The organism is Hydrogenophaga luteola (genome assembly GCF_042648585.1).
Lineage (GTDB): Bacteria > Pseudomonadota > Gammaproteobacteria > Burkholderiales > Burkholderiaceae_C > Hydrogenophaga > Hydrogenophaga luteola.
This window is the reverse complement of sequence record NZ_JBHRXX010000009.1, coordinates 218304-237451: the sequence shown is the minus strand read 5'-3', so window position 1 is coordinate 237451 and position 19148 is coordinate 218304. Positions and strand designations below refer to the sequence as shown.

Annotated in this window: 14 protein-coding genes; 4 read left to right on the top strand and 10 right to left on the bottom strand. The window is 65.8% G+C overall.

The features are described from left to right. Positions 1-54: 54 nt before the first annotated feature. The 3 genes from ACFOPI_RS19900 to uvrB all read right to left on the bottom strand — a co-directional run bounded on the left by ACFOPI_RS19900 (position 55) and on the right by uvrB (position 4841). A complete protein-coding gene (locus ACFOPI_RS19900; RefSeq protein WP_382177805.1) occupies positions 55-1965 on the bottom strand; it encodes a sensor histidine kinase in 1911 nt (636 codons plus the stop codon). After that, on the bottom strand, positions 1962-2657 hold the full coding sequence (locus tag ACFOPI_RS19895) for a LuxR C-terminal-related transcriptional regulator (protein ID WP_382177802.1): 696 nt from the start codon (positions 2655-2657) through the stop codon (positions 1962-1964). The genes ACFOPI_RS19900 and ACFOPI_RS19895 overlap by 4 nt, the downstream gene beginning before the upstream one ends. A 96-nt stretch (positions 2658-2753) precedes the next feature. Beyond that, positions 2754-4841, bottom strand: a complete 2088-nt coding sequence (uvrB, locus tag ACFOPI_RS19890) for an excinuclease ABC subunit UvrB (RefSeq protein ID WP_382177799.1) — start codon at positions 4839-4841, stop codon at positions 2754-2756. Between the two features lie 105 nt (positions 4842-4946). Here uvrB and ACFOPI_RS19885 point away from each other — a divergent pair, with 105 nt between their 5' ends. The 3 genes from ACFOPI_RS19885 (at position 4947) to rsxB (ending at position 8494) form a co-directional block, all read left to right on the top strand. Next, a complete protein-coding gene (locus ACFOPI_RS19885) occupies positions 4947-6143 on the top strand; it encodes an amino acid aminotransferase (protein WP_382177797.1) in 1197 nt (398 codons plus the stop codon). A 218-nt stretch (positions 6144-6361) separates the two neighbouring features. Then, complete coding sequence (gene phaZ / locus ACFOPI_RS19880; RefSeq protein WP_382177794.1) at positions 6362-7792, top strand: polyhydroxyalkanoate depolymerase; 1431 nt, start codon at positions 6362-6364, stop codon at positions 7790-7792. 42 nt (positions 7793-7834) lie between these two features. Then, positions 7835-8494 carry an electron transport complex subunit RsxB gene (gene rsxB / locus ACFOPI_RS19875; RefSeq protein WP_382177791.1) on the top strand — a complete coding sequence of 220 codons (660 nt, stop codon included), beginning with the start codon at positions 7835-7837 and terminating at the stop codon, positions 8492-8494. 1 nt (position 8495) lies between these two features. Here the strand turns inward: rsxB and ACFOPI_RS19870 are convergent, their stop codons facing one another. Next, positions 8496-10808, bottom strand: coding sequence for a methyl-accepting chemotaxis protein (locus ACFOPI_RS19870; RefSeq protein ID WP_382177788.1), 2313 nt, complete (start codon positions 10806-10808; stop codon positions 8496-8498). Between the two features lie 87 nt (positions 10809-10895). Beyond that, a complete protein-coding gene (locus ACFOPI_RS19865; protein ID WP_066259860.1) occupies positions 10896-11231 on the bottom strand; it encodes a hypothetical protein in 336 nt (111 codons plus the stop codon). Between the two features lie 124 nt (positions 11232-11355). On the opposite strand from ACFOPI_RS19865, the gene ACFOPI_RS19860 reads away from it, so the two are divergent. Continuing rightward, entirely contained in the window at positions 11356-11727 is a 372-nt protein-coding gene (locus ACFOPI_RS19860; RefSeq protein ID WP_382177785.1) for a cupin domain-containing protein, read from the top strand. A 64-nt stretch (positions 11728-11791) separates the two neighbouring features. Here the strand turns inward: ACFOPI_RS19860 and ACFOPI_RS19855 are convergent, their stop codons facing one another. Genes ACFOPI_RS19855 through scpA form a run of 5 tightly spaced genes read right to left on the bottom strand, consistent with a single transcriptional unit; the run spans position 11792 to position 19075 of the window. Further along, positions 11792-12283, bottom strand: coding sequence for a VOC family protein (locus ACFOPI_RS19855; protein ID WP_382177783.1), 492 nt, complete (start codon positions 12281-12283; stop codon positions 11792-11794). Continuing rightward, positions 12280-14331, bottom strand: coding sequence for an acetyl-CoA carboxylase biotin carboxylase subunit (locus ACFOPI_RS19850; RefSeq protein WP_382177780.1), 2052 nt, complete (start codon positions 14329-14331; stop codon positions 12280-12282). The genes ACFOPI_RS19855 and ACFOPI_RS19850 overlap by 4 nt, the downstream gene beginning before the upstream one ends. A gap of 20 nt (positions 14332-14351) precedes the next feature. After that, a complete protein-coding gene (locus ACFOPI_RS19845) occupies positions 14352-15884 on the bottom strand; it encodes an acyl-CoA carboxylase subunit beta (protein WP_066259848.1) in 1533 nt (510 codons plus the stop codon). Positions 15885-15917: 33 nt separating this feature from the next. Continuing rightward, on the bottom strand, positions 15918-16922 hold the full coding sequence (gene meaB / locus ACFOPI_RS19840) for a methylmalonyl Co-A mutase-associated GTPase MeaB (protein WP_382177776.1): 1005 nt from the start codon (positions 16920-16922) through the stop codon (positions 15918-15920). Next, entirely contained in the window at positions 16919-19075 is a 2157-nt protein-coding gene (gene scpA / locus ACFOPI_RS19835) for a methylmalonyl-CoA mutase (RefSeq protein ID WP_382177773.1), read from the bottom strand. The genes meaB and scpA overlap by 4 nt, the downstream gene beginning before the upstream one ends. Positions 19076-19148: the final 73 nt, after the last annotated feature.

The following is a 19148-nucleotide window of genomic DNA, read 5'->3' as shown; positions in this document are numbered from 1 at the left end:
GGTATCCGACTGTTTTTATCGAGTATACACCAATAGCCAAGTGTTTCTCTCGGGTTAGCCACCGCACGCCGGATCGTGCGACCGCAACGGAAAGAGAAAGCGCACACGTGTGCCAGGCCCTGCGTCCTCGAACGCCACCCCCACACCAAGCTCGGCCGCGCGCAACCGGATGTTGCCCATCCCTCGCCCGCCGCCGCTGGAGAAACCCTCGTCGGTGGCACGCAAGCCGACGCCGTCATCGGACACACACAGCTCGACCTGTTCGCCCACGTGCCGGGTGCTCACGGTAACCCGTTGCGCCCGCGCGTGCTTGAGCACGTTCGCGAACACCTCCTGCAGGCAGCGAAACACATGCAACACCCCCCGGGCCTCGAGTCCGGGAATCGGTGGCACCTCCTGCACCTGCCAGACCAGCTCCACCCCTGCCGCCTGCATCGCCGGCGCAATGCGCTGGCGCAAGGTGCCCAGGATGGTGGGAAGGTCGCCATCCATGGGTTCGAGAGAGTCCAGGGTCATGCGCAGGTCTTCCAGCGCGTGGTGGAGCATGGCGGCCATGGCCGAGGTGTCGACCTGGGGTCCGCTGCCGCGGACCACGTTGAGCGCCTGCACCAGCTGGCTGCCCAGGCCATCGTGCATGTCGCGCGTGAGGCGTCGGCGCTCGGCCTCCAGCACGCGCTGACTCTCTACCTGGCGCAAGCGCTCGAACAGCCGCTGCAGCTCGACCTCGCGCTCACTCACCTTGCGCGAGAGCTCGGTGTTCAGCAGCTTGACCTGCTCCATGGCCGCGGACACCCGGCGCACCAGCACCCAGCCCAGGGCGTACATCAGCATCAGCGACCCGACCGTCATCCATCGGATGTCGGCGTCGCCAGGAAAGCCCAAATTCACTACGGCGAAGTCGCGCACACCGGTGGCCATGGTGGCCGCACCGAAAACGATGGTGAGCCGCTGGTTGGCGTCCAGCCCCCAACGCGCCCGGTGGAACAGCTTCAGCAGCGCCACCGCCGACGTCAGCGTGATGATGGCCATCCAGATCCAGTACATCGCGTAGCTGTCGACGTACACCGTGACCGCCAGCCAGAACGGGCCGAGCCACAACAGTCCGTGCACGAAGCTGCGGATCAGGCCCTGCCGGTAGTCGAACAGGTCCCACATGAAGAGATACAAAAACCCGCAATAGGCCGTGAACGAGAGCTTCTGCAGGTAGTACCAGACCTCGAAGGACATCGGCGGCGTTTCCAGTGGCGTCAGCCCCAGGCGCACCGCCCATGCGAAGGTGGCCGCCGCCAGCAGGCCAAACAGCCGCTCACGGGTATTCAGCCAGAGGAGCAAGGCCATCAGGCCGAGCATCAGCGACACCGCAGCGACCATCCAGGTCACGTAGACCTGCCACCACATCAGGTCGGCGTGGCGCTGGACCAGCGCATCGGCCCGGCCGATCTGTACCTGGGACAGGCCGCTCTTGCGCAGCGGCTGGCCCCGCACCTCGATCTCGATCCGGTTGTGGGCTGGCTCGGCCGCCAGCCAGGCGCGAGGCAGGTGCACGATCTGGGGGACGAGGGAGGTGTCCACAAAGCCCTCATGCGACCAGAACCGGTCGGCCACCTCCTGCCCATTGAGCCAGACCCGGTACCGGGCCCCGACCCGCGGAAGCAGCATGGCCAGCGGAGCCTGGTCGTCGTCGCTGTAGGACAGTCCGGCGGGCCATGACAACCGGTACCGCGCTTCGCCTTCCCAGCGGGGCGACTGGTCGTCCCAGACATGGGGCAGCGCCACCTCCGACACCTGCAACACACCCGCCTGCCGGTGCTCCACCTGGGCGTGCCGTACCACCAGGGCGCCCTCAACCGGGGTGGTGCGCGACACCCAGGCCAGACCGGCAATGCCCACCGCCAGCAGCATGCCCGCCCACCAGTAGGCCGGCGTCGCCAGCAGCCGCCGGGTCAGTGCCGCCGCCCAACTCACAGGAGACCTCGTTCCTGCGCGGCGCGGACCACCTGGACCCGGCTGTGAACCGCCAGCTTGCGGTAGAGGTTCTTGATGTGCGAGCCCACCGTTGCGGGCGATATGAACAGCCGCTGGGCAATTTCCTTGTTGACGTAGCCCTGTGCGACCAGCCGGAGCACCTCGGTCTCCCGGTCGGAGAGCAGGACTTCCTGCAACTCCTGGGCCGCGATCGGCGCGTCCTGCACCCAGCGGAACTGCCGCAGCAGCATGCGTGCCAGCAAGGGGGAGATCGGTGCTCCGCCCGCACGGATCTGCTCGATCGCGGTGACCAGCTCATCGGGCGTGCAACCCTTGAGCACATAACCTGTCGCGCCGGCCTGCAGCGCGGCCACGAGGCGGGATTCGTCACCAAACACGGTGAACACCAGCAATTCGGCGTCCGGATGTTCGACGGCGAGCCAGTGCAGCAGGTCCTCGCCCCGGCCGTCGGGCAGACCGAGGTCGACGAGAAACACATTGGCGCTGGCGTGCAGCGCGTGTTCCAGAGCATGACGCCGACTCACCGAAACGCCTGCCAGCTGCCACTGCGGCCGGGACAGCAAGGCCTGCCGGACGAATTGCTGGATGGCGGGATCGTCTTCGATCAGGTAGATGCGCGTCTGATCGTCCGTCTGTGCGGGCTGCTGCAACGCTCGCGGTGCGGTGTTCATGCTTCAACAAAAAAAGATGTCGTGGCGAGCACCACGCCCCGGCATCTGAATGCCGCCCCCTTCGCGGCGCCCCGGCCGGTATTGTGCGGCAGTTGATCAGGCCACCTTGTCGTGCCCGGCAGCTCCGAACAGGCGCTCCTTGAGCCGGGTCAGCTGGTCGCGCACGGACGCCGCCTTCTCGAACTCCAGGTTGCGCGCGTGCTCCAGCATCTGCTTTTCCAGCCGCTTGATTTCCCGCGCAGCGTCCTTCTCGTCCAGCGCCTCCAGGTCAGCCTGCTGGGCGCTGGCGGCCGCCAGGCGGTCGGCCTCCCGGCCGGCTTTCTCGCTGTAGACACCATCGATCAGGTCCTTGATGCGCTTGACCACGCCCTTGGGCGTGATGCCGTTGGCCTCGTTGAACGCCATCTGCTTGGTCCGGCGCCGCTCGGTCTCGTCCATCGCCCGCTTCATCGAGTCGGTGATCCGGTCGGCGTACAGGATGGCTTTGCCATTGAGGTTGCGGGCCGCCCGGCCGATGGTCTGGATCAGACTGCGCTCGGCGCGCAGGAAGCCTTCCTTGTCGGCGTCCAGGATCGCCACCAGCGACACCTCGGGAATGTCCAGCCCCTCGCGCAGCAGGTTGATGCCGACCAGCACGTCGAACGCCCCCAGCCGCAGGTCGCGGATGATCTCCACCCGTTCGACCGTGTCCACGTCGCTGTGCAGGTAGCGCACCTTGACGCCGTTCTCGGTCAGGTAGTCGGTGAGCTGTTCGGCCATGCGCTTGGTCAGGGTGGTGATGAGCACACGCTCGCCCTGCTCCACCCGGATGCGGATCTCCTGCAGCACGTCATCCACCTGGTGCGTGGCAGGCCGCACCTCGACCAAGGGGTCGACCAGACCGGTGGGCCGCACCACCTGCTCCACCACCTTGCCGGCATGTGTCTTCTCGTAGTCGGCCGGCGTGGCCGAGACGAAGATGCACTGGCGCATGCGCTGCTCGAACTCCTCGAACTTCAGCGGCCGGTTGTCCAGCGCGCTAGGCAGGCGGAAGCCGTACTCGACCAGCGTGGTCTTGCGCTGGCGGTCGCCGTTGTACATGGCGTTGAGCTGGCCGATCATCTGGTGACTTTCGTCCAGGAACATGATGGCGTCGCGCGGCAGGTAGTCGGTCAGGGTGGCCGGAGGGTCGCCGGGTGCGCTGCCGGCCAGGTGGCGCGAGTAGTTCTCGATGCCCTTGCAGTGGCCGACCTCGCTGAGCATCTCGATGTCAAACCGCGTGCGCTGCTCCAGCCGCTGGGCCTCCACCAGCTTGCCCATACCCACCAGCTGCGCCAGCCGCTCGCGCAGTTCCTCCTTGATGGCCTCGACGGCGCTGAGCACCTGCTCGCGCGGTGTCACATAGTGGCTGCTGGGGTAGACGGTGAAGCGCGGAATCTTCTGCCGCACCTTGCCGGTCAGCGGGTCGAACAGCTGCAGGCTCTCGACCTCGTCGTCGAACAACTCGATGCGGATCGCCATCTCGCTGTGTTCGGCCGGAAACACGTCGATGGTGTCGCCGCGCACGCGGAACTTGCCGCGGCTGAAGTCCTGCTCGTTGCGGCTGTACTGCATGCGCACCAGCTGCGCGATCAGGTCGCGCTGCCCTGCCTTGTCGCCCACGCGGAGCGTCATCACCATCTGGTGGTAGCTCTCGGGCTTGCCGATGCCGTAGATGGCCGAGACGGTGGCCACGATCACCACGTCACGCCGCTCCAGGATGCTCTTGGTGCAACTCAGCCGCATCTGTTCGATGTGCTCGTTGATCGCGCTGTCCTTCTCGATGAACAGGTCGCGCTGCGGCACATAGGCCTCAGGCTGGTAGTAGTCGTAATAGCTGACGAAGTACTCGACCGCGTTCTTCGGTAAGAACTCGCGGAATTCGGAGTACAGCTGCGCGGCCAGCGTCTTGTTGGGCGCGAACACGATGGCCGGCCGCCCGACGCGGGCGATCACGTTGGCCATGGTGAAGGTCTTGCCCGAGCCAGTCACGCCCAGCAGGGTCTGGAAGACCTCGCCGTCCTCGATGCCCTCGACCAGTCCCGCAATGGCCGTGGGCTGATCGCCGGCCGGGGGATAGGGCATGAACAGTTCGAACGGGGAATCGGGGAAGCGGACGAAGGTGCCGTCTTGCTTTTCCGTGATGACTTCAGAGAGATCCGGCATGGGCGCAGTCAACGAGTGGTGGGGAGCGGCCGTTAAAATTGGCCGAACCCGGCACACTACACCACGCCCGGACTCTTCGCTACTGACAACCTTTCGAGGATCTTCATGTCCCTGTTTTCCGCCGTCGAGATGGCCCCCCGCGACCCCATCCTGGGTCTGAACGAACAATTCGCTGCCGACACCAACCCCAGCAAGGTCAACTTGGGCGTGGGCGTGTACTTCGACGACAACGGCAAGCTGCCCCTGCTGCAGTGCGTGCAGGCCGCAGAAAAGGCCATGATGGACAAGCCCGCCGCCCGCGGCTACCTTCCCATCGACGGCATCGTGGCCTACGACAACGCCGTCAAGGCCCTGGTGTTCGGCGCCGACTCCGACGTGGTCAAGTCCGGCCGGGTGTCGACGGTGCAGGCCATCGGCGGCACCGGCGGCCTGAAGATCGGCGCCGACTTCCTCAAGAAGGTCAGCCCCGGTGCCACCGTGCTGATCTCCGACCCGAGCTGGGAGAACCACCGAGCCATCTTCCAGAACGCCGGGTTCGAGGTGGGCAGCTACCGTTACTACGACGCCGCCACCCGCTCGGTGAACTTCGAGGGCATGCTGGCCGACCTCAACGCCGCCGCCCCCGGCACCATCGTCGTGCTGCACGCGTGCTGCCACAACCCGACCGGTTACGACATCACCGCCGCCCAGTGGGACCAGGTGATCGCTGCCGTCAAGGCCAAGAACCTGACCGCCTTCCTGGACATGGCCTACCAAGGCTTTGGCCACGGCATCGCCGAAGACGGCGCCGTGATCGGCAAGTTCGTGGCCGCCGGCCTGAACATCTTCGTCTCCACCTCGTTCTCCAAGAGCTTCAGCCTGTACGGCGAGCGTGTCGGCGCCCTGTCGGTGGTGGCGTCGGACAAGGACGAGGCCGCCCGCGTGCTCAGCCAGCTCAAGATCGTCATCCGCACCAACTACAGCAACCCGCCCACCCACGGTGGCGCCGTGGTGGCTGCCGTGCTGAACAACCCCGAGCTGCGCGCCCTGTGGGAAAAGGAGCTGGGTGAAATGCGCGTGCGCATCAAGGAGATGCGCCAGAAGCTGGTGGACGGCCTGAGGGCGGCCGGCGTGCAGCAGGACATGAGCTTCATCACCACCCAGATCGGCATGTTCAGCTACTCCGGCCTGTCCAAGGACCAGATGGTGCGCCTGCGCAACGAGTTCGGGGTGTACGGCACGGACACCGGCCGCATGTGCGTGGCCGCCCTGAACAGCAAGAACATCGACTACGTCTGTCAGGCGATTGCCAAGGTGTTTTGATTTTTCTCACGCCAGCCCGCCAAAAGCCGCTCCCCGAGCGGCTTTTTTTGTGCCCAATCGCACTGTTTGACGGATCTGGCCGTACAAAACCAGGCTTTCGCGGGCACCGATTCCTTTCACCAATGTGACACTTCGGGACTGCAGATTAGGTGTTTTTCCCCTCTGGACAGGGGTGTCCTGCTGCTATATTGCACTGCAACATAACCTTTTCCACAGCCATGCTCTACCAGATCTACGAAACCCAGCGCTCGATCATGGAACCCTTCGCCGATCTGGCCGAAGTGACCGCGAAGCTGTTCAGCAACCCGATGTCTCCCCTTGGCCAGCTGCCGATGGCGCAACGGATCTCTGCTGGCTACGACCTGCTGCACCGGCTGGGAAAGGACTATGAAAAGCCGACGTTCAACATCCCGACCGTGAACGTGGACGGCGTCGAGGTCGCGATCTACGAACGCGTGGAAATTGACAAGCCGTTCTGTGAGTTGCGGCGTTTCAAGCGCTTCTCCGACGACACTGCGACCCTGGCCAAGCTCAAGGGACAGCCTGTGGTGCTGATCGTGGCGCCGCTCTCGGGCCACTACGCCACGCTGCTGCGCGACACGGTCAAGACCATGCTCAAGGACCACAAGGTCTACATCACCGACTGGAAGAATGCGCGTCTGGTGCCGCTGTCGGAGGGTGAATTCCACCTGGACGACTACGTCAACTACGTGCAGGAATTCATCCGCTATCTGCAGAAGAACTACGGCAACTGCCACGTGATGAGCGTGTGCCAGCCCACCGTGCCGGTGCTGGCTGCGGTGTCGCTGATGGCCTCGCGCGGTGAGACCACGCCGCTGTCGATGACCATGATGGGCGGACCGATCGACGCCACCAAATCGCCCACTGCGGTGAACAACCTCGCCACCCAGCGCAGCCACAGCTGGTTCGAGAACAACGTCATCTACCGGGTGCCCGACAAGTTTCCGGGCGCAGGCCGCCGCGTGTACCCCGGTTTTCTGCAGCACGCCGGCTTCGTGGCGATGAACCCCGACCGCCACGCCAGCAGCCACTACGACTACTTCCGCGATCTGATCAAGGGCGACAACGAAAGCGCCGAGGCGCACCGCAAGTTCTACGATGAGTACAACGCCGTGCTCGACATGGACGCCGACTACTACCTGGAAACCATCAACACCGTGTTCCAGGAGTTCAAGCTGGTCAACGGCACCTGGGACGTGAAGGGTACGAACGGCAAGACCGAGCGGGTGCGCCCGCAGGACATCAAGACCTCCGGCCTGCTCACGGTCGAGGGCGAGCTCGACGACATCTCCGGGTCGGGCCAGACCGCCGCCGCCCACGAGCTGTGCACCGGCATCCCCAAGACCCACCAGATGCACTATGAGGCCAAGGGCGCAGGCCACTACGGCATCTTCAGCGGCCGCCGCTGGCGCGAAATGGTCTACCCCGTGGTCAAGAGCTTCATCCTGGCCCACCAGCCGGCCAAGGCCACTGATGCGGTCACGACCAGCCCGGCGCCGGTCGCCAGCGCCGCAAAACCGGTTCCTGCAAAAACCGCGCGGGCAAAAAAGACCGATCCCGCCCCGATGGCCTCAGCGCCCACCGCCAAGCGGCCTGTGGCCAAGAAGGCCCCGCGCAAGACCGCCTGACAGCACCCGGGGCCACGGGTGCCCCGGGTACACTCGCGCCCCATGAACGAACTGGCCCGGCGCATCGATGCCGCACTGCCCCAGACGCAGTGCACCCGCTGCGGCTACCCCGACTGCGCGGGCTACGCGCAGGCCATCGCGGCGGGTGAGGCCGGCATCAACCAGTGCCCTCCAGGCGGCAGCGATGGCGTCGAACGCCTGGCCGCCATCACCGGCCGTCCGGCCACGGCGCTCAACCCGGCCAACGGGATCGAGGGCCCGCTCACCCTGGCGGTGATCGACGAAGACTGGTGCATTGGCTGCACCCTGTGCATCAAGGCCTGCCCGACCGACGCCATCGTGGGCAGCAACAAGCGCATGCACACCGTCATTGAGCCCTACTGCACGGGCTGTGAGCTCTGCATTCCGGTCTGTCCGGTCGACTGCATCTCGCTGGAGGTGGTCAGTGGTGAGCGCACCGGCTGGGACGCCTGGACGCCCGAACAGGCACAGCTGGCCCGCGACCGCTACATCCGGCGCTCGATCCGGCTGGTGCGCGAGAAGCAGGAGCACGACGCTCGCCTGGAAGCCAAGGCCCGCACGAAGCTGGCCGACCTGGCGGCGCACTCGCAGCACACCGATCCGGTCGTGCTCGACAAGAAGCGGGCCGTGATCGAGGCCGCGCTGGCCCGTGCCCGCGAGCGCCGCGGCCAGCGGGGCTGACTCAGACGGTCAGCGACTTGTAGACCCCGCAACCGACGTACAGATCGTCGACCTTGGTCACGTAGGACATCTTGGTCTGCACACTGCCGGTCTGCGGGTTGGTGATGTCGTACTCCACCCAGCCCGGCTCCAGTTCGGCCTGGGCCACGATGGCTTCGAGCAGCGACGCGCCGTCCACACCGGGGATGTCCTGCACGCGGCCGCCGACCTTTTCCGGCTTGCCGCCGAAGGCACGGTAGGCCCCGCTGCGGTCGAGGGCAAAGACGTACATGTCGCGGTCATGGAAGTTCTGCGCCGGGTCGGTGATCTGGTTCACGAAGGCCTCTCGGCTGGAGCGCGCACGCAGTTCGAGCGCCCGCTGCACCAGCACCATCGCCTCTTCGGCCGCCCCCTGCTGGAGCTGGAAGGACGACACCGCCTGGGCCAGTGTGGCGGCCCTGCCTTCCAGCTGGGTGGCCTGCTGGACCGCGCGCTCGACCATGCGGGCGTTGCGCTGCGTGATTTCATCGAGCTGACCCACGGCCGACGAGATCTCGCTGAGGCCGCCGCTCTGCTCCGCGCTGGCAGCGGAGATCAGCGACATGTTGGCGGCGACACCGCGCACGCCGTTGACGATCTCGGTCATGCTCGTGCCGGCCGCCCGGATCTGGGCCACGCTGGTCGAGACCTGCTGGCCGGAGGCCTGGATCAGCTCCCGGATCTCCCGGGACGACGCCGCCGAACGCTGCGCCAGACTGCGCACCTCGGCCGCCACCACGGCAAAACCGCGGCCCTGTTCGCCCGCGCGCGCGGCCTCGACGGCGGCATTCAGCGCCAGGATGTTGGTCTGGAAGGCCAGGCTGTCGATCACGCCGATGATCTCGTTCATCTGCTGGGCGCTCTTCTGGATGCCTTCGACCGATTCGACCGCGCGCACCATGGCCTGTGCGCCGCTTTCGGCGATGTCGCGCACCCGGGAGGCCTGGGTGTCCGAATCGCCGGCGGTCTGGGCGTTGCGCTGCACCGTGCTGGAGAGTTCCTGCACGCTGGCAGCGGTCTGTTCCAGGTTGGCCGCCTGCTGCTCGGTGCGGTCGGCCAGCTCCCGGTTGCCGGAGGCCAAGCTCTTCCCTGCGTAGGCGACCAGGGCGGAGTTGCTGCGCACCTCGGCCACCATGGCCGAGAGATTGCTGATCATGCCTTCCAGCTGGGACGCCAGATCGGCCAGTTCGTCGCTGCCTCGCACCTTCACGTGGGCGCGCAGATTGCCCTTGGCGGTCTCGCCCATGACATGGCTGACATGCCGGAAGTCCATCACGAAGCTGAAGTAGAACGACGTGAGCAGGTAGCCCATGGTCGCCAGCCCCAGAAGCGCGGCACCAACCGCCAACCACCACTGCACCTCGGCCGCGGCCTTGCGCTCGTCCAGCAGTTGCGCCAGCCGGTCCAGCACGGCGGTCTGGTAGGCCTGGGCAGCGGTGATGGCCGCGGTGCCAGCTGCAAAGTATTCGGAGGAGGTGACTTGGGCAGTGCCATTGGCAGCACCCAGCGCAAGCCCCACAAACGACTCCGAGGCCTTGATGGCCGCATCCGACGGCAGACCCGTCTGCCCGTATCGCTCTGCGAACGAGGTGGCAAAGCGAAAGTCGTTGGTATCACCTGCCAGCTGCTGCAACTGGGCACGAAGCCCTCCGGCGTCGTTGCCAATCCCCTCGGGCCGACTCAGCAGTCCCGCGCCCTGCCCCCGCAGTTGGGCGATGCGCTCCGACCAGGGCACAGTGCGGGAGATCGCGATGTCCATCAGGAAGTAGCTCGCCGGATCGGGATCGAACAGCAGGCTGGAGCGTTCCCCGGCCAAGTACATCAGCCGCTTGAGGTCGGCGATCAGGGTGGTGTGGGTGTCGAAGGCCTGTTGCCGGGAGAGCTTCTCGGTGTCTGCCAGTTGCTGCACGCGGACTTCCAGGCCGCGCCAGTCCTGCGCGAGACCGAACGACTCCCGCGCAGTGAGTGCAGCACCGGCGGTGCTTAGCAAGGCGGGCAGCGACCCTCGGGTCTTGTCGAGGGCGGAACGCACCGCGGCATCCCCCGCCAGCAGCATGTTGGTCTGCCCACGGTGGGTCTGCAGCAGGGTCACCAGCTGACTCAGCGCTGCGATGCCCTGGGCGCCCTGAACCTCATCCTCCAGCACCTGGATTTCGTCTGAGATACGCTGCACCAGCGACACGCACACCACCAGCAACGGAATGACGATCGCCATCGAAAGAATCCCCAACTTGACGGGGAGTCTCAGTTTGCGCATCAGCCATACGCCGGGCTTGAACGGTTGGAAACGTGGCATGGCCCGTCAGCTCCTTCTATCGGATCTGCCGTCTATCGGCAATCCGGCGGTGGTATTGAATAGGGAGGGACCCGCACGCGGCGCCCGTCAATGAACCTGGGGCAGTCCAGACTGGCGGGCCTGGAAGTGGCGAAACAGCTGCACCGACAGAAGGCGCAGGGTTTCGTCGTCCAGGTTCTGCCCGTGCACAAGTTGCTGAAGTGCGTAGCATTTGTCGCTGAGCATCAGGGGCCGGCTGATGGACATGCCGTGGCTGGCCATGCGCAGGCTGAAGGCGTCCAGCAGATCGGTGGGCCAGGGCAATGCCGGCTCGCGCTCGCGCCAGCCTGAAGGCCTTTGTGCCCAGCGGTCGTCGCCCTGCGACATCTGGGGAACCCGGTGGGGGTTGGCATCGTTCTGACTGCGGTGTTCGTGGGTGCCCATGGCAGACTCCTCGAAATGTGGAGAGGACTCCAGCGTAGGACCAGTGACCGCCATCCAATGCATCAAACAACGCGGGTCTTCCATGCCAGTTCCGGCTGCGGCGGGGTGGCGGCACAATCCGCGCATGAACGCGACCGCTCATCTCCTCAAACTGACCGCCCGCCCCGAGGGCACCCCGTCCATCGACCACCCGCGCCCGGAGCGGCTGTTGCGCGGCAACCCCATGCGGGAGACTTGGAACCTGGTGGACGAGGGTCTGCCGGCCGGTCAGGTGTATTGCGGCGTGTGGCGTTGCGAGCCGGGGCACTGGCGCATCGCCATGGGGCCGACCGAGCGTGAGCTGTTCACCGTGCTCGAGGGCCGCTGCCGGGTGCACGACGCGCGGGGCGGCTTCGAGGAAGCAGGACCGGGAGAAGGCATCTACATCCCGCCAGGCTTTGAGGGCGCCTTTGAGGTGCTGGAGCGCCTGACCAAGACCTACATGATCTGCGAGTGACCGCCGAATAAAAAAACCCCGCCAGGCGTGCACCCGGCGGGGCTGTCTCCTCGGCTTCTCTGGTTCAACCGGGTTGTGCAGCCAGGGCAGCAAAGGCGTTGAGCACCTCGGCCGGTGCTTGCACCAGTTCAATCAGCACACCCTCCCCCGCAATCGGGAATTCTTCGTTCGCCTTGGGGTGCAGGAAGGTGATGTCAAAACCCGCGGCGCCCTTGCGGATGCCGCCTGGCGCAAAACGCACGCCGTTGGCGGTGAGCCACTCGACGGCGACCGGCAGGTTGTCGATCCACAGGCCGATGTGATTGAGCGGCGTGGTGTGCACCGCGGGTTTCTTCTCGGGATCCATGGGCTGCATCAGGTCCACCTCGACCTTGAACGGGCCACTGCCGATGGCGCAGATGTCTTCGTCGACGTTCTCGCGCTCGCTCTGGAAGGTGCCGGTCTTCTCCAGGCCCAGCATGTCCACCCACAGGGTCTGCAGGCGCAACTTGTCCGGGCCACCGATGGCGATCTGCTGGACGCCCAGCACCTTGAACGGTCTAGGAGTTCCCTTCATTTCTCGAACTCCACAATGGGTTGATCGACCACCAGGCTCTCGCCCTTGGACGCGAGCACCTTGGACACGATGCCATCGGCGGCGGCGAACAGCACGTTCTCCATCTTCATGGCCTCGATCACGGCCACGCGCTCGCCGGCCTGCACCTTCTGACCGACCTGCACCGCCACATCCACCAGCAGACCCGGCATGGGCGAGAGCACGTATTTGCTCATGTCCGGCGGTGCTTTGAAGGGCATGAGCTGGTGCAGCTCGGCCATGCGCGGCGAGACCACCATGGTCTCCAGCTTGGTGCCGTTGTGCTGCACCACCAGGGCCAGCGGGTTCTTGGCCGAGCCGCGCTCCATCTGCGCAGTGAAGGGCTGGCCATTCACCTCGCCGCTGATGACGATGTCGTTCAGGCGCGAAGGCGAGCTGATCTTGTAGCGCTTCTCGCCCACCTGCACCGAGGCGTAGCCGGTCTCACCGACAAACTCGTCGACGTGCACCGCCGTGTACTTGTGCTGTCCTGCTGCATCCAGGCTGACGACCACATAGTCCTTGCCCACCTTCACGCCGTAGCCCGGCAGCTGACCACTGATGCCGGTGGCGCGCTCGCGGCTCTTGCGGCGCACGAAGGCGGCCAGCGCGACCAGGAAGTCCGGGTCGTCGTGCGGCACGTCCTCGGCACGGAAGCCCATGGCGTAGTGCTGGGCGATGAAGCCGGTGTTGAAGTTGCCCGAGACGAAGTCGGGGTGCGCCAGCAGCGCGGCCTGGAACGGGATGTTGCTGTTGATGCCGCGGATGACGAAGCCATTGAGGGCCTCGCGCATCTTGGCGATGGCGTCGTTGCGGTCCTTGCCGTGCACGATGAGCTTGGCGATCATCGAGTCGTAGTGCATCGGAATCTCGCCACCCTCGAACACACCGGTGTCCACCCGCACACCCTGCTTGTGCGCGGTGTCGGCCTGCCACATGGTCTCGGTTGGAGGCGTGAAGCGCACCAGGCGGCCGGTGGACGGCAGGAAGTTGCGGAACGGGTCCTCGGCGTTGATGCGGCATTCCATGGCCCAGCCGTCGCGTTTCACGTCGGCCTGGGTGAAGGCCAGCTTTTCGCCGGCCGCCACACGGATCATCTGCTCGACCAGGTCCAGGCCGGTGATGCACTCGGTCACCGGGTGCTCGACCTGCAGGCGGGTGTTCATTTCCAGGAAGTAGAAGTCCTGGTCCTTGCCGACCACGAACTCCACTGTGCCGGCGCTCTGGTACTTCACCGCCTTGGCCAGGGCCACGGCCTGCTCGCCCATGGCCTTGCGGGTGGCGTCGCTGATGAAGGGCGACGGGGCCTCCTCGATCACCTTCTGGTGGCGGCGCTGGATCGAGCACTCGCGTTCGTTGAGGTAAAGCACGTTGCCGTGGCTGTCGCCCAGGATCTGGATCTCGATGTGGCGCGGCTGCTCGACGAACTTCTCGATGAAGATGCGGTCGTCGCCGAAGCTGTTGCGGGCCTCGTTCTGGCAGGCGGTGAAGCCTTCCAGCGCCTCCTTGTCATTGAAGGCCACGCGCAGGCCCTTGCCGCCGCCGCCGGCCGAGGCCTTGATCATCACCGGGTAGCCGATGCCCTTGGCGATCTCCACCGCGCGCTCGGCCGACGGGATCGGGTCGTTGTAACCGGGGATGGTGTTGACCTGGGCCTCATTGGCCAGCTTCTTGGACGCGATCTTGTCGCCCATGGCCGCAATGGAGTGGGCCTTGGGGCCTATGAAGGCGATGCCTTCCTTCTCGCAGCGCTCGGCAAATGCCTCGTTCTCGGACAGGAAGCCGTAGCCGGGGTGGATGGCCTCGGCGCCCGTCTGCTTGGCCGCCTCGATGATCTTGTCGGCCACCAGGTAGGACTCGCGCGAGGGCGCCGGGCCCAGCAGCACCGCTTCGTCGGCCAGGCGCACGTGGCGGGCTTCCTTGTCGGCTTCGGAATACACGGCCACGGTGGCGATGCCCATCTTGCGGGCGGTGGCGATGACGCGGCAGGCGATCTCGCCGCGGTTCGCGATCAGGATTTTCTTGAACATGTTGTTTTCTCCTCGGGCGATCAGAGGGGGATGTTCCCGTGCTTGCGCCAGGGGTTCTCGATCTTCTTGTCCTTGAGCATCACCAGCGAGCGGCAGATGCGCTTGCGGGTTTCCGACGGCAGGATCACGTCGTCGATGAAGCCGCGCGCCCCGGCCACGAAGGGGTTGGCGAAGCGCGCCTTGTATTCGGCCTCGCGCTCGGCCAGCTTGGCCGGGTCCTTCTTCTCTTCACGGAAGATGATCTCCACCGCACCCTTGGCGCCCATCACCGCGATCTCTGCATTGGGCCAGGCAAAGTTCACGTCGCCGCGCAGGTGCTTCGACGCCATCACGTCGTAAGCGCCGCCGTAGGCCTTGCGGGTGATGACGGTGATCTTGGGCACCGTGCACTCGGCGTAGGCGTAGAGCAGCTTGGCACCGTGCTTGATGATGCCGCCGTACTCTTGAGAAGTGCCGGGCATGAAGCCGGGCACGTCGACAAAGGTCACGACCGGGATGTTGAAGGCGTCGCAGAAGCGCACGAAGCGCGCCGCCTTGATCGAGCTCTTGATGTCCAGGCAGCCGGCCAGCACCAGCGGCTGGTTGGCCACGATGCCCACGGTCTGGCCGTCCATGCGGGCAAAGCCGATCAGAATGTTCTTGGCGTAGTCGGGCTGGATCTCGAAGAAGTCGCCATCGTCGACCGTCTTGAGGATCAGCTCCTTCATGTCGTAGGGCTTGTTCGGGTTGTCCGGCACCAGCGTGTCCAGGCTCTTGTCCATGCGGTCGATCGGGTCGCCGCTGGGGCGCACCGGCGCCTTTTCCTTGTTGTTCAGCGGCAGGTAGTTGTAGAGGCGGCGCAGCATCAGCAGCGCCTCCACATCGTTCTCGAACGCGCCGTCGGCCACGCCGCTCTTGGTGTTGTGCGTCACCGCGCCGCCCAGCTCCTCGGCAGTCACTTCCTCGTGCGTCACCGTCTTCACCACTTCGGGGCCGGTCACGAACATGTAGGAGCTGTCCTTGACCATGAAGATGAAGTCGGTCATGGCGGGCGAATACACCGCGCCACCGGCCGATGGGCCCATGATCATGCTGATCTGCGGAATCACGCCGGAGGCCATCACGTTGCGCTGGAACACCTCGGCGTAACCGCCGAGCGAGGCCACGCCTTCCTGGATGCGGGCGCCGCCCGAATCGTTGAGGCCGATCACCGGGGCACCGACCTTCATGGCCTGGTCCATGATCTTGCAGATCTTTTCGGCGTGCGCCTCGGACAGCGCGCCGCCGAAGACGGTGAAGTCCTGGCTGAAGACAAACACCAGGCGGCCGTTGATCATGCCGTAGCCGGTCACGACGCCGTCACCGGGCACCTTCTGCTCCTGCATGCCGAAGTCCACGCAGCGGTGCTCCACAAACATGTCCCACTCTTCGAAGGTGCCTTCGTCGAGCAGCACTTCCAGGCGCTCACGCGCCGTCAGCTTGCCCTTGCTGTGCTGGGCGGCAATGCGCTTTTCGCCGCCGCCCAGGCGCGCCGCGGCGCGCTTCTTTTCCAGTTGGTCCAGGATGTCTTGCATGGTGGTCTCCGGTGAAAACTGTGTCTTGCCGGTTCAGTCGAACCGTTCGAGCAACTGACGTGCGGCGGTGGAGGCGGCGAGCTCGCCAGCCTGCACCTGCCGCGTGAAAAGGTCCAGCGCCTCGCGCACCCGCGGGTGCTCGCGAAAGCGCTGCTTGAGGCCGGCGTCGATGCGCTCCCACATCCAGGCCGTGGCCTGCTGCTGACGGCGTGCGGCCAGGCGGCCGTTGGCGGTCTGCAGGCGCCGGAACTCGCTGACGGCGGCCCAGAAGGTGTCCACGCCCTGCCCGTGCAGCGCGCTGATCTGGATCACCTGCGGGTGCCAGACTTTCTGGTCATGGTGAACGTGTTCCGGGTTGCCATGCAGGCCGAGCAGGCGCAGCGACGAGGTGATCTGCGCCCGGGCGCGGGTGGCGGCATCGGGGTCGATGTCGGCCTTGTTGATGACCACCAAGTCGGCCAGCTCCATCACGCCCTTCTTGATGGCTTGCAGGTCGTCGCCCGCGTTGGGCAGCTGCAGCAGGCAGAACATGTCGGTCATGCCGTGCACCGCGGTCTCGCTCTGGCCGACGCCCACCGTTTCCACGATGACCACGTCGTAGCCCGCCGCCTCGCAGACCAGCATGGCCTCGCGCGTCTTCTCGGCCACCCCGCCCAGCGTGCCGCTGCTCGGGCTCGGCCGGATATAGGCCTTCTCGTGGACCGACAGATGCTCCATGCGCGTCTTGTCGCCCAGGATGGAACCACCCGACACCGATGACGACGGGTCGACCGCCAGCACCGCGACGCGGTGGCCCTGCCCGATCAGGTACAGGCCCAGCGCCTCGATGAAGGTGCTCTTGCCCACGCCTGGCACGCCACTGATGCCCAGGCGGAACGAACCTCCGGTGTGCGGCAGCAGCCCGGTCAGCAGCGCGTCTGCCTGCTGGCGGTGGTCGGGGCGTGTCGACTCCAGCAGCGTGATGGCCTTGGCCATCGCACGGCGCTGGACCGCGGCACCGCCAGAAACGACGCCGGCCTGGATCTGCTCCGGCGTCACGCCACCGCTTTCTTGATCTGTTCCAGCACGTCCTTGGCGCTGGCCGGGATCGGGGTGCCAGGGCCATACACGCCCTTGACGCCCGCCTCGTACAGGAAGTCGTAGTCCTGGCGCGGGATCACGCCACCCACGAACACCACGATGTCGTCGGCGCCCTGATCCTTGAGGGCCTTGATGATGGCCGGCACCAGGGTCTTGTGCCCGGCGGCCAGGGTGCTCACGCCCACTGCGTGCACGTCGTTTTCGATCGCCTGGCGGGCGCACTCCTCCGGCGTCTGGAACAGCGGCCCCATGTCCACGTCGAAACCCAGGTCGGCAAAGGCCGTGGCCACCACCTTGGCGCCGCGGTCGTGGCCGTCCTGACCGAGCTTGGCGATCATCACGCGCGGACGGCGGCCCTGCGCGGTGGCGAAGTCGGCGATTTCGGTCTTGAGCTGGTCCCAGCCCTCGGCAGAGTCGTAAGCAGCGGCGTACACCCCGGTCACCTTCTGTGTGTCGGCGCGGTGGCGCCCGAAAACCTTCTCCAGCGCATCGGACACCTCGCCGACCGTGGCGCGCAGGCGGATGGCCTTGATCGACAGGTCCAGCAGGTTGCCCTGGCCCGACTCGGCCGCGGCGGTGAGCGCGTCCAGCGCCGACTGTACCGCCGCGCTGTCGCGGCGGGCCTTGATGGCCTTCAAGCGGGCGATCTGGCTCTCGCGCACCTTGACGTTGTCCACCTCCAGGATGTCGATGGCGTCTTCCTGCTTGAGCTTGTACTTGTTGACGCCGACGATCACGTCCTTGCCGCTGTCGATGCGCGCCTGCTTCTCGGCCGCAGCGGCCTCGATCTTGAGCTTGGCCCAGCCCGAGTCCACCGCCTTGGTCATGCCGCCCATGGCATCGACCTCTTCGATGATCTTCCAGGCCTCGTCGGCCATCTGCTGGGTCAGCGTCTCCATCATGTAGCTGCCGGCCCAGGGGTCGACCACGTTGGTGATGTGCGTCTCTTCCTGGATGATGAGCTGCGTGTTGCGCGCAATGCGGGCACTGAACTCGGTCGGCAGCGCGATGGCTTCGTCGAAGCTGTTGGTGTGCAGCGACTGGGTGCCGCCGAACACGGCCGCCATGGCCTCGATGGTGGTGCGCACCACGTTGTTGTAGGGGTCCTGCTCGGTCAGGCTCCAGCCCGAGGTCTGGCTGTGCGTGCGCAGCATCAGGCTCTTGGGGTTCTTGGCGTTGAAGCCCTTCATGATGCGGCACCACAGCAGGCGAGCCGCGCGCATCTTGGCGATCTCCAGGTAGAAGTTCATGCCCACCGCCCAGAAGAAGCTCAGGCGGCCGGCGAACTCGTCCACGTCCATGCCCTTGGCGATGGCGGTCTTCACATACTCCTTGCCGTCGGCCAGGGTAAAGGCCATCTCCAGCGCCTGGTTGGCGCCGGCTTCCTGCATGTGGTAACCCGAGATCGAGATCGAGTTGAACTTCGGCATGTTCTTGGCCGTGTACTCGATGATGTCGCCGATGATCTTCATCGACGGCTCGGGCGGGTAGATGTAGGTGTTGCGGACCATGAACTCCTTGAGGATGTCGTTCTGGATGGTGCCGCTGAGCTTGTCCTGCGAGACGCCCTGCTCTTCCGCCGCCACCACGTAGCCGGCCAGGATGGGCAGCACCGCGCCGTTCATGGTCATCGAGACGCTGACCTTGTCCAGCGGGATCTCGTTGAACAGGATCTTCATGTCCTCCACCGAGTCGATGGCCACGCCGGCTTTGCCCACATCGCCGGTCACGCGCGGGTGGTCGGAGTCATAGCCGCGGTGCGTGGCCAGGTCGAAAGCCACCGAGACACCCTGCCCGCCCGCGGCCAGCGCCTTGCGGTAGAAGGCATTCGACTCCTCGGCGGTCGAGAAGCCGGCGTACTGGCGGATGGTCCAGGGCCGCACCGCGTACATGGTGGCCTGCGGGCCGCGGATGTAGGGCTCGAAGCCCGGCAGTGTGTTGGTGTACGGCAGGTTGGCCGTGTCTTCGGCGGTGTACAGCGGCTTGACGCTGATGCCGTCGGGCGTGACCCAGTTGAGCGCATTCACGTCGCCACCGGGCGCAGATTTCTGGGCCGCCTTGGTCCAGGCTTCGAGGTTGGCGGGGGCGAATTCGTTGGGTTTCTGGCTCATGGCAGGGGCTTGCTCTGGCGGACGGACAGCGGTGTGGGATCTGCAACAGATCCGGCCGCGGAGTTTACATCAT

What these genes read in the sequence shown, in the direction of transcription:
- ACFOPI_RS19895 (WP_382177802.1), bottom strand. Translation starts at nt 2,657, where the DNA reads ATGAACACCGCACCGCGAGCGTTGCAGCAGCCCGCACAGACGGACGAT.
- uvrB (WP_382177799.1), bottom strand. Translation starts at nt 4,841, where the DNA reads ATGCCGGATCTCTCTGAAGTCATCACGGAAAAGCAAGACGGCACCTTC.
- ACFOPI_RS19885 (WP_382177797.1), top strand. Translation starts at nt 4,947, where the DNA reads ATGTCCCTGTTTTCCGCCGTCGAGATGGCCCCCCGCGACCCCATCCTG.
- phaZ (WP_382177794.1), top strand. Translation starts at nt 6,362, where the DNA reads ATGCTCTACCAGATCTACGAAACCCAGCGCTCGATCATGGAACCCTTC.
- rsxB (WP_382177791.1), top strand. Translation starts at nt 7,835, where the DNA reads ATGAACGAACTGGCCCGGCGCATCGATGCCGCACTGCCCCAGACGCAG.
- ACFOPI_RS19870 (WP_382177788.1), bottom strand. Translation starts at nt 10,808, where the DNA reads ATGCCACGTTTCCAACCGTTCAAGCCCGGCGTATGGCTGATGCGCAAA.
- ACFOPI_RS19865 (WP_066259860.1), bottom strand. Translation starts at nt 11,231, where the DNA reads ATGGGCACCCACGAACACCGCAGTCAGAACGATGCCAACCCCCACCGG.
- ACFOPI_RS19860 (WP_382177785.1), top strand. Translation starts at nt 11,356, where the DNA reads ATGAACGCGACCGCTCATCTCCTCAAACTGACCGCCCGCCCCGAGGGC.
- ACFOPI_RS19855 (WP_382177783.1), bottom strand. Translation starts at nt 12,283, where the DNA reads ATGAAGGGAACTCCTAGACCGTTCAAGGTGCTGGGCGTCCAGCAGATC.
- ACFOPI_RS19850 (WP_382177780.1), bottom strand. Translation starts at nt 14,331, where the DNA reads ATGTTCAAGAAAATCCTGATCGCGAACCGCGGCGAGATCGCCTGCCGC.
- ACFOPI_RS19845 (WP_066259848.1), bottom strand. Translation starts at nt 15,884, where the DNA reads ATGCAAGACATCCTGGACCAACTGGAAAAGAAGCGCGCCGCGGCGCGC.
- scpA (WP_382177773.1), bottom strand. Translation starts at nt 19,075, where the DNA reads ATGAGCCAGAAACCCAACGAATTCGCCCCCGCCAACCTCGAAGCCTGG.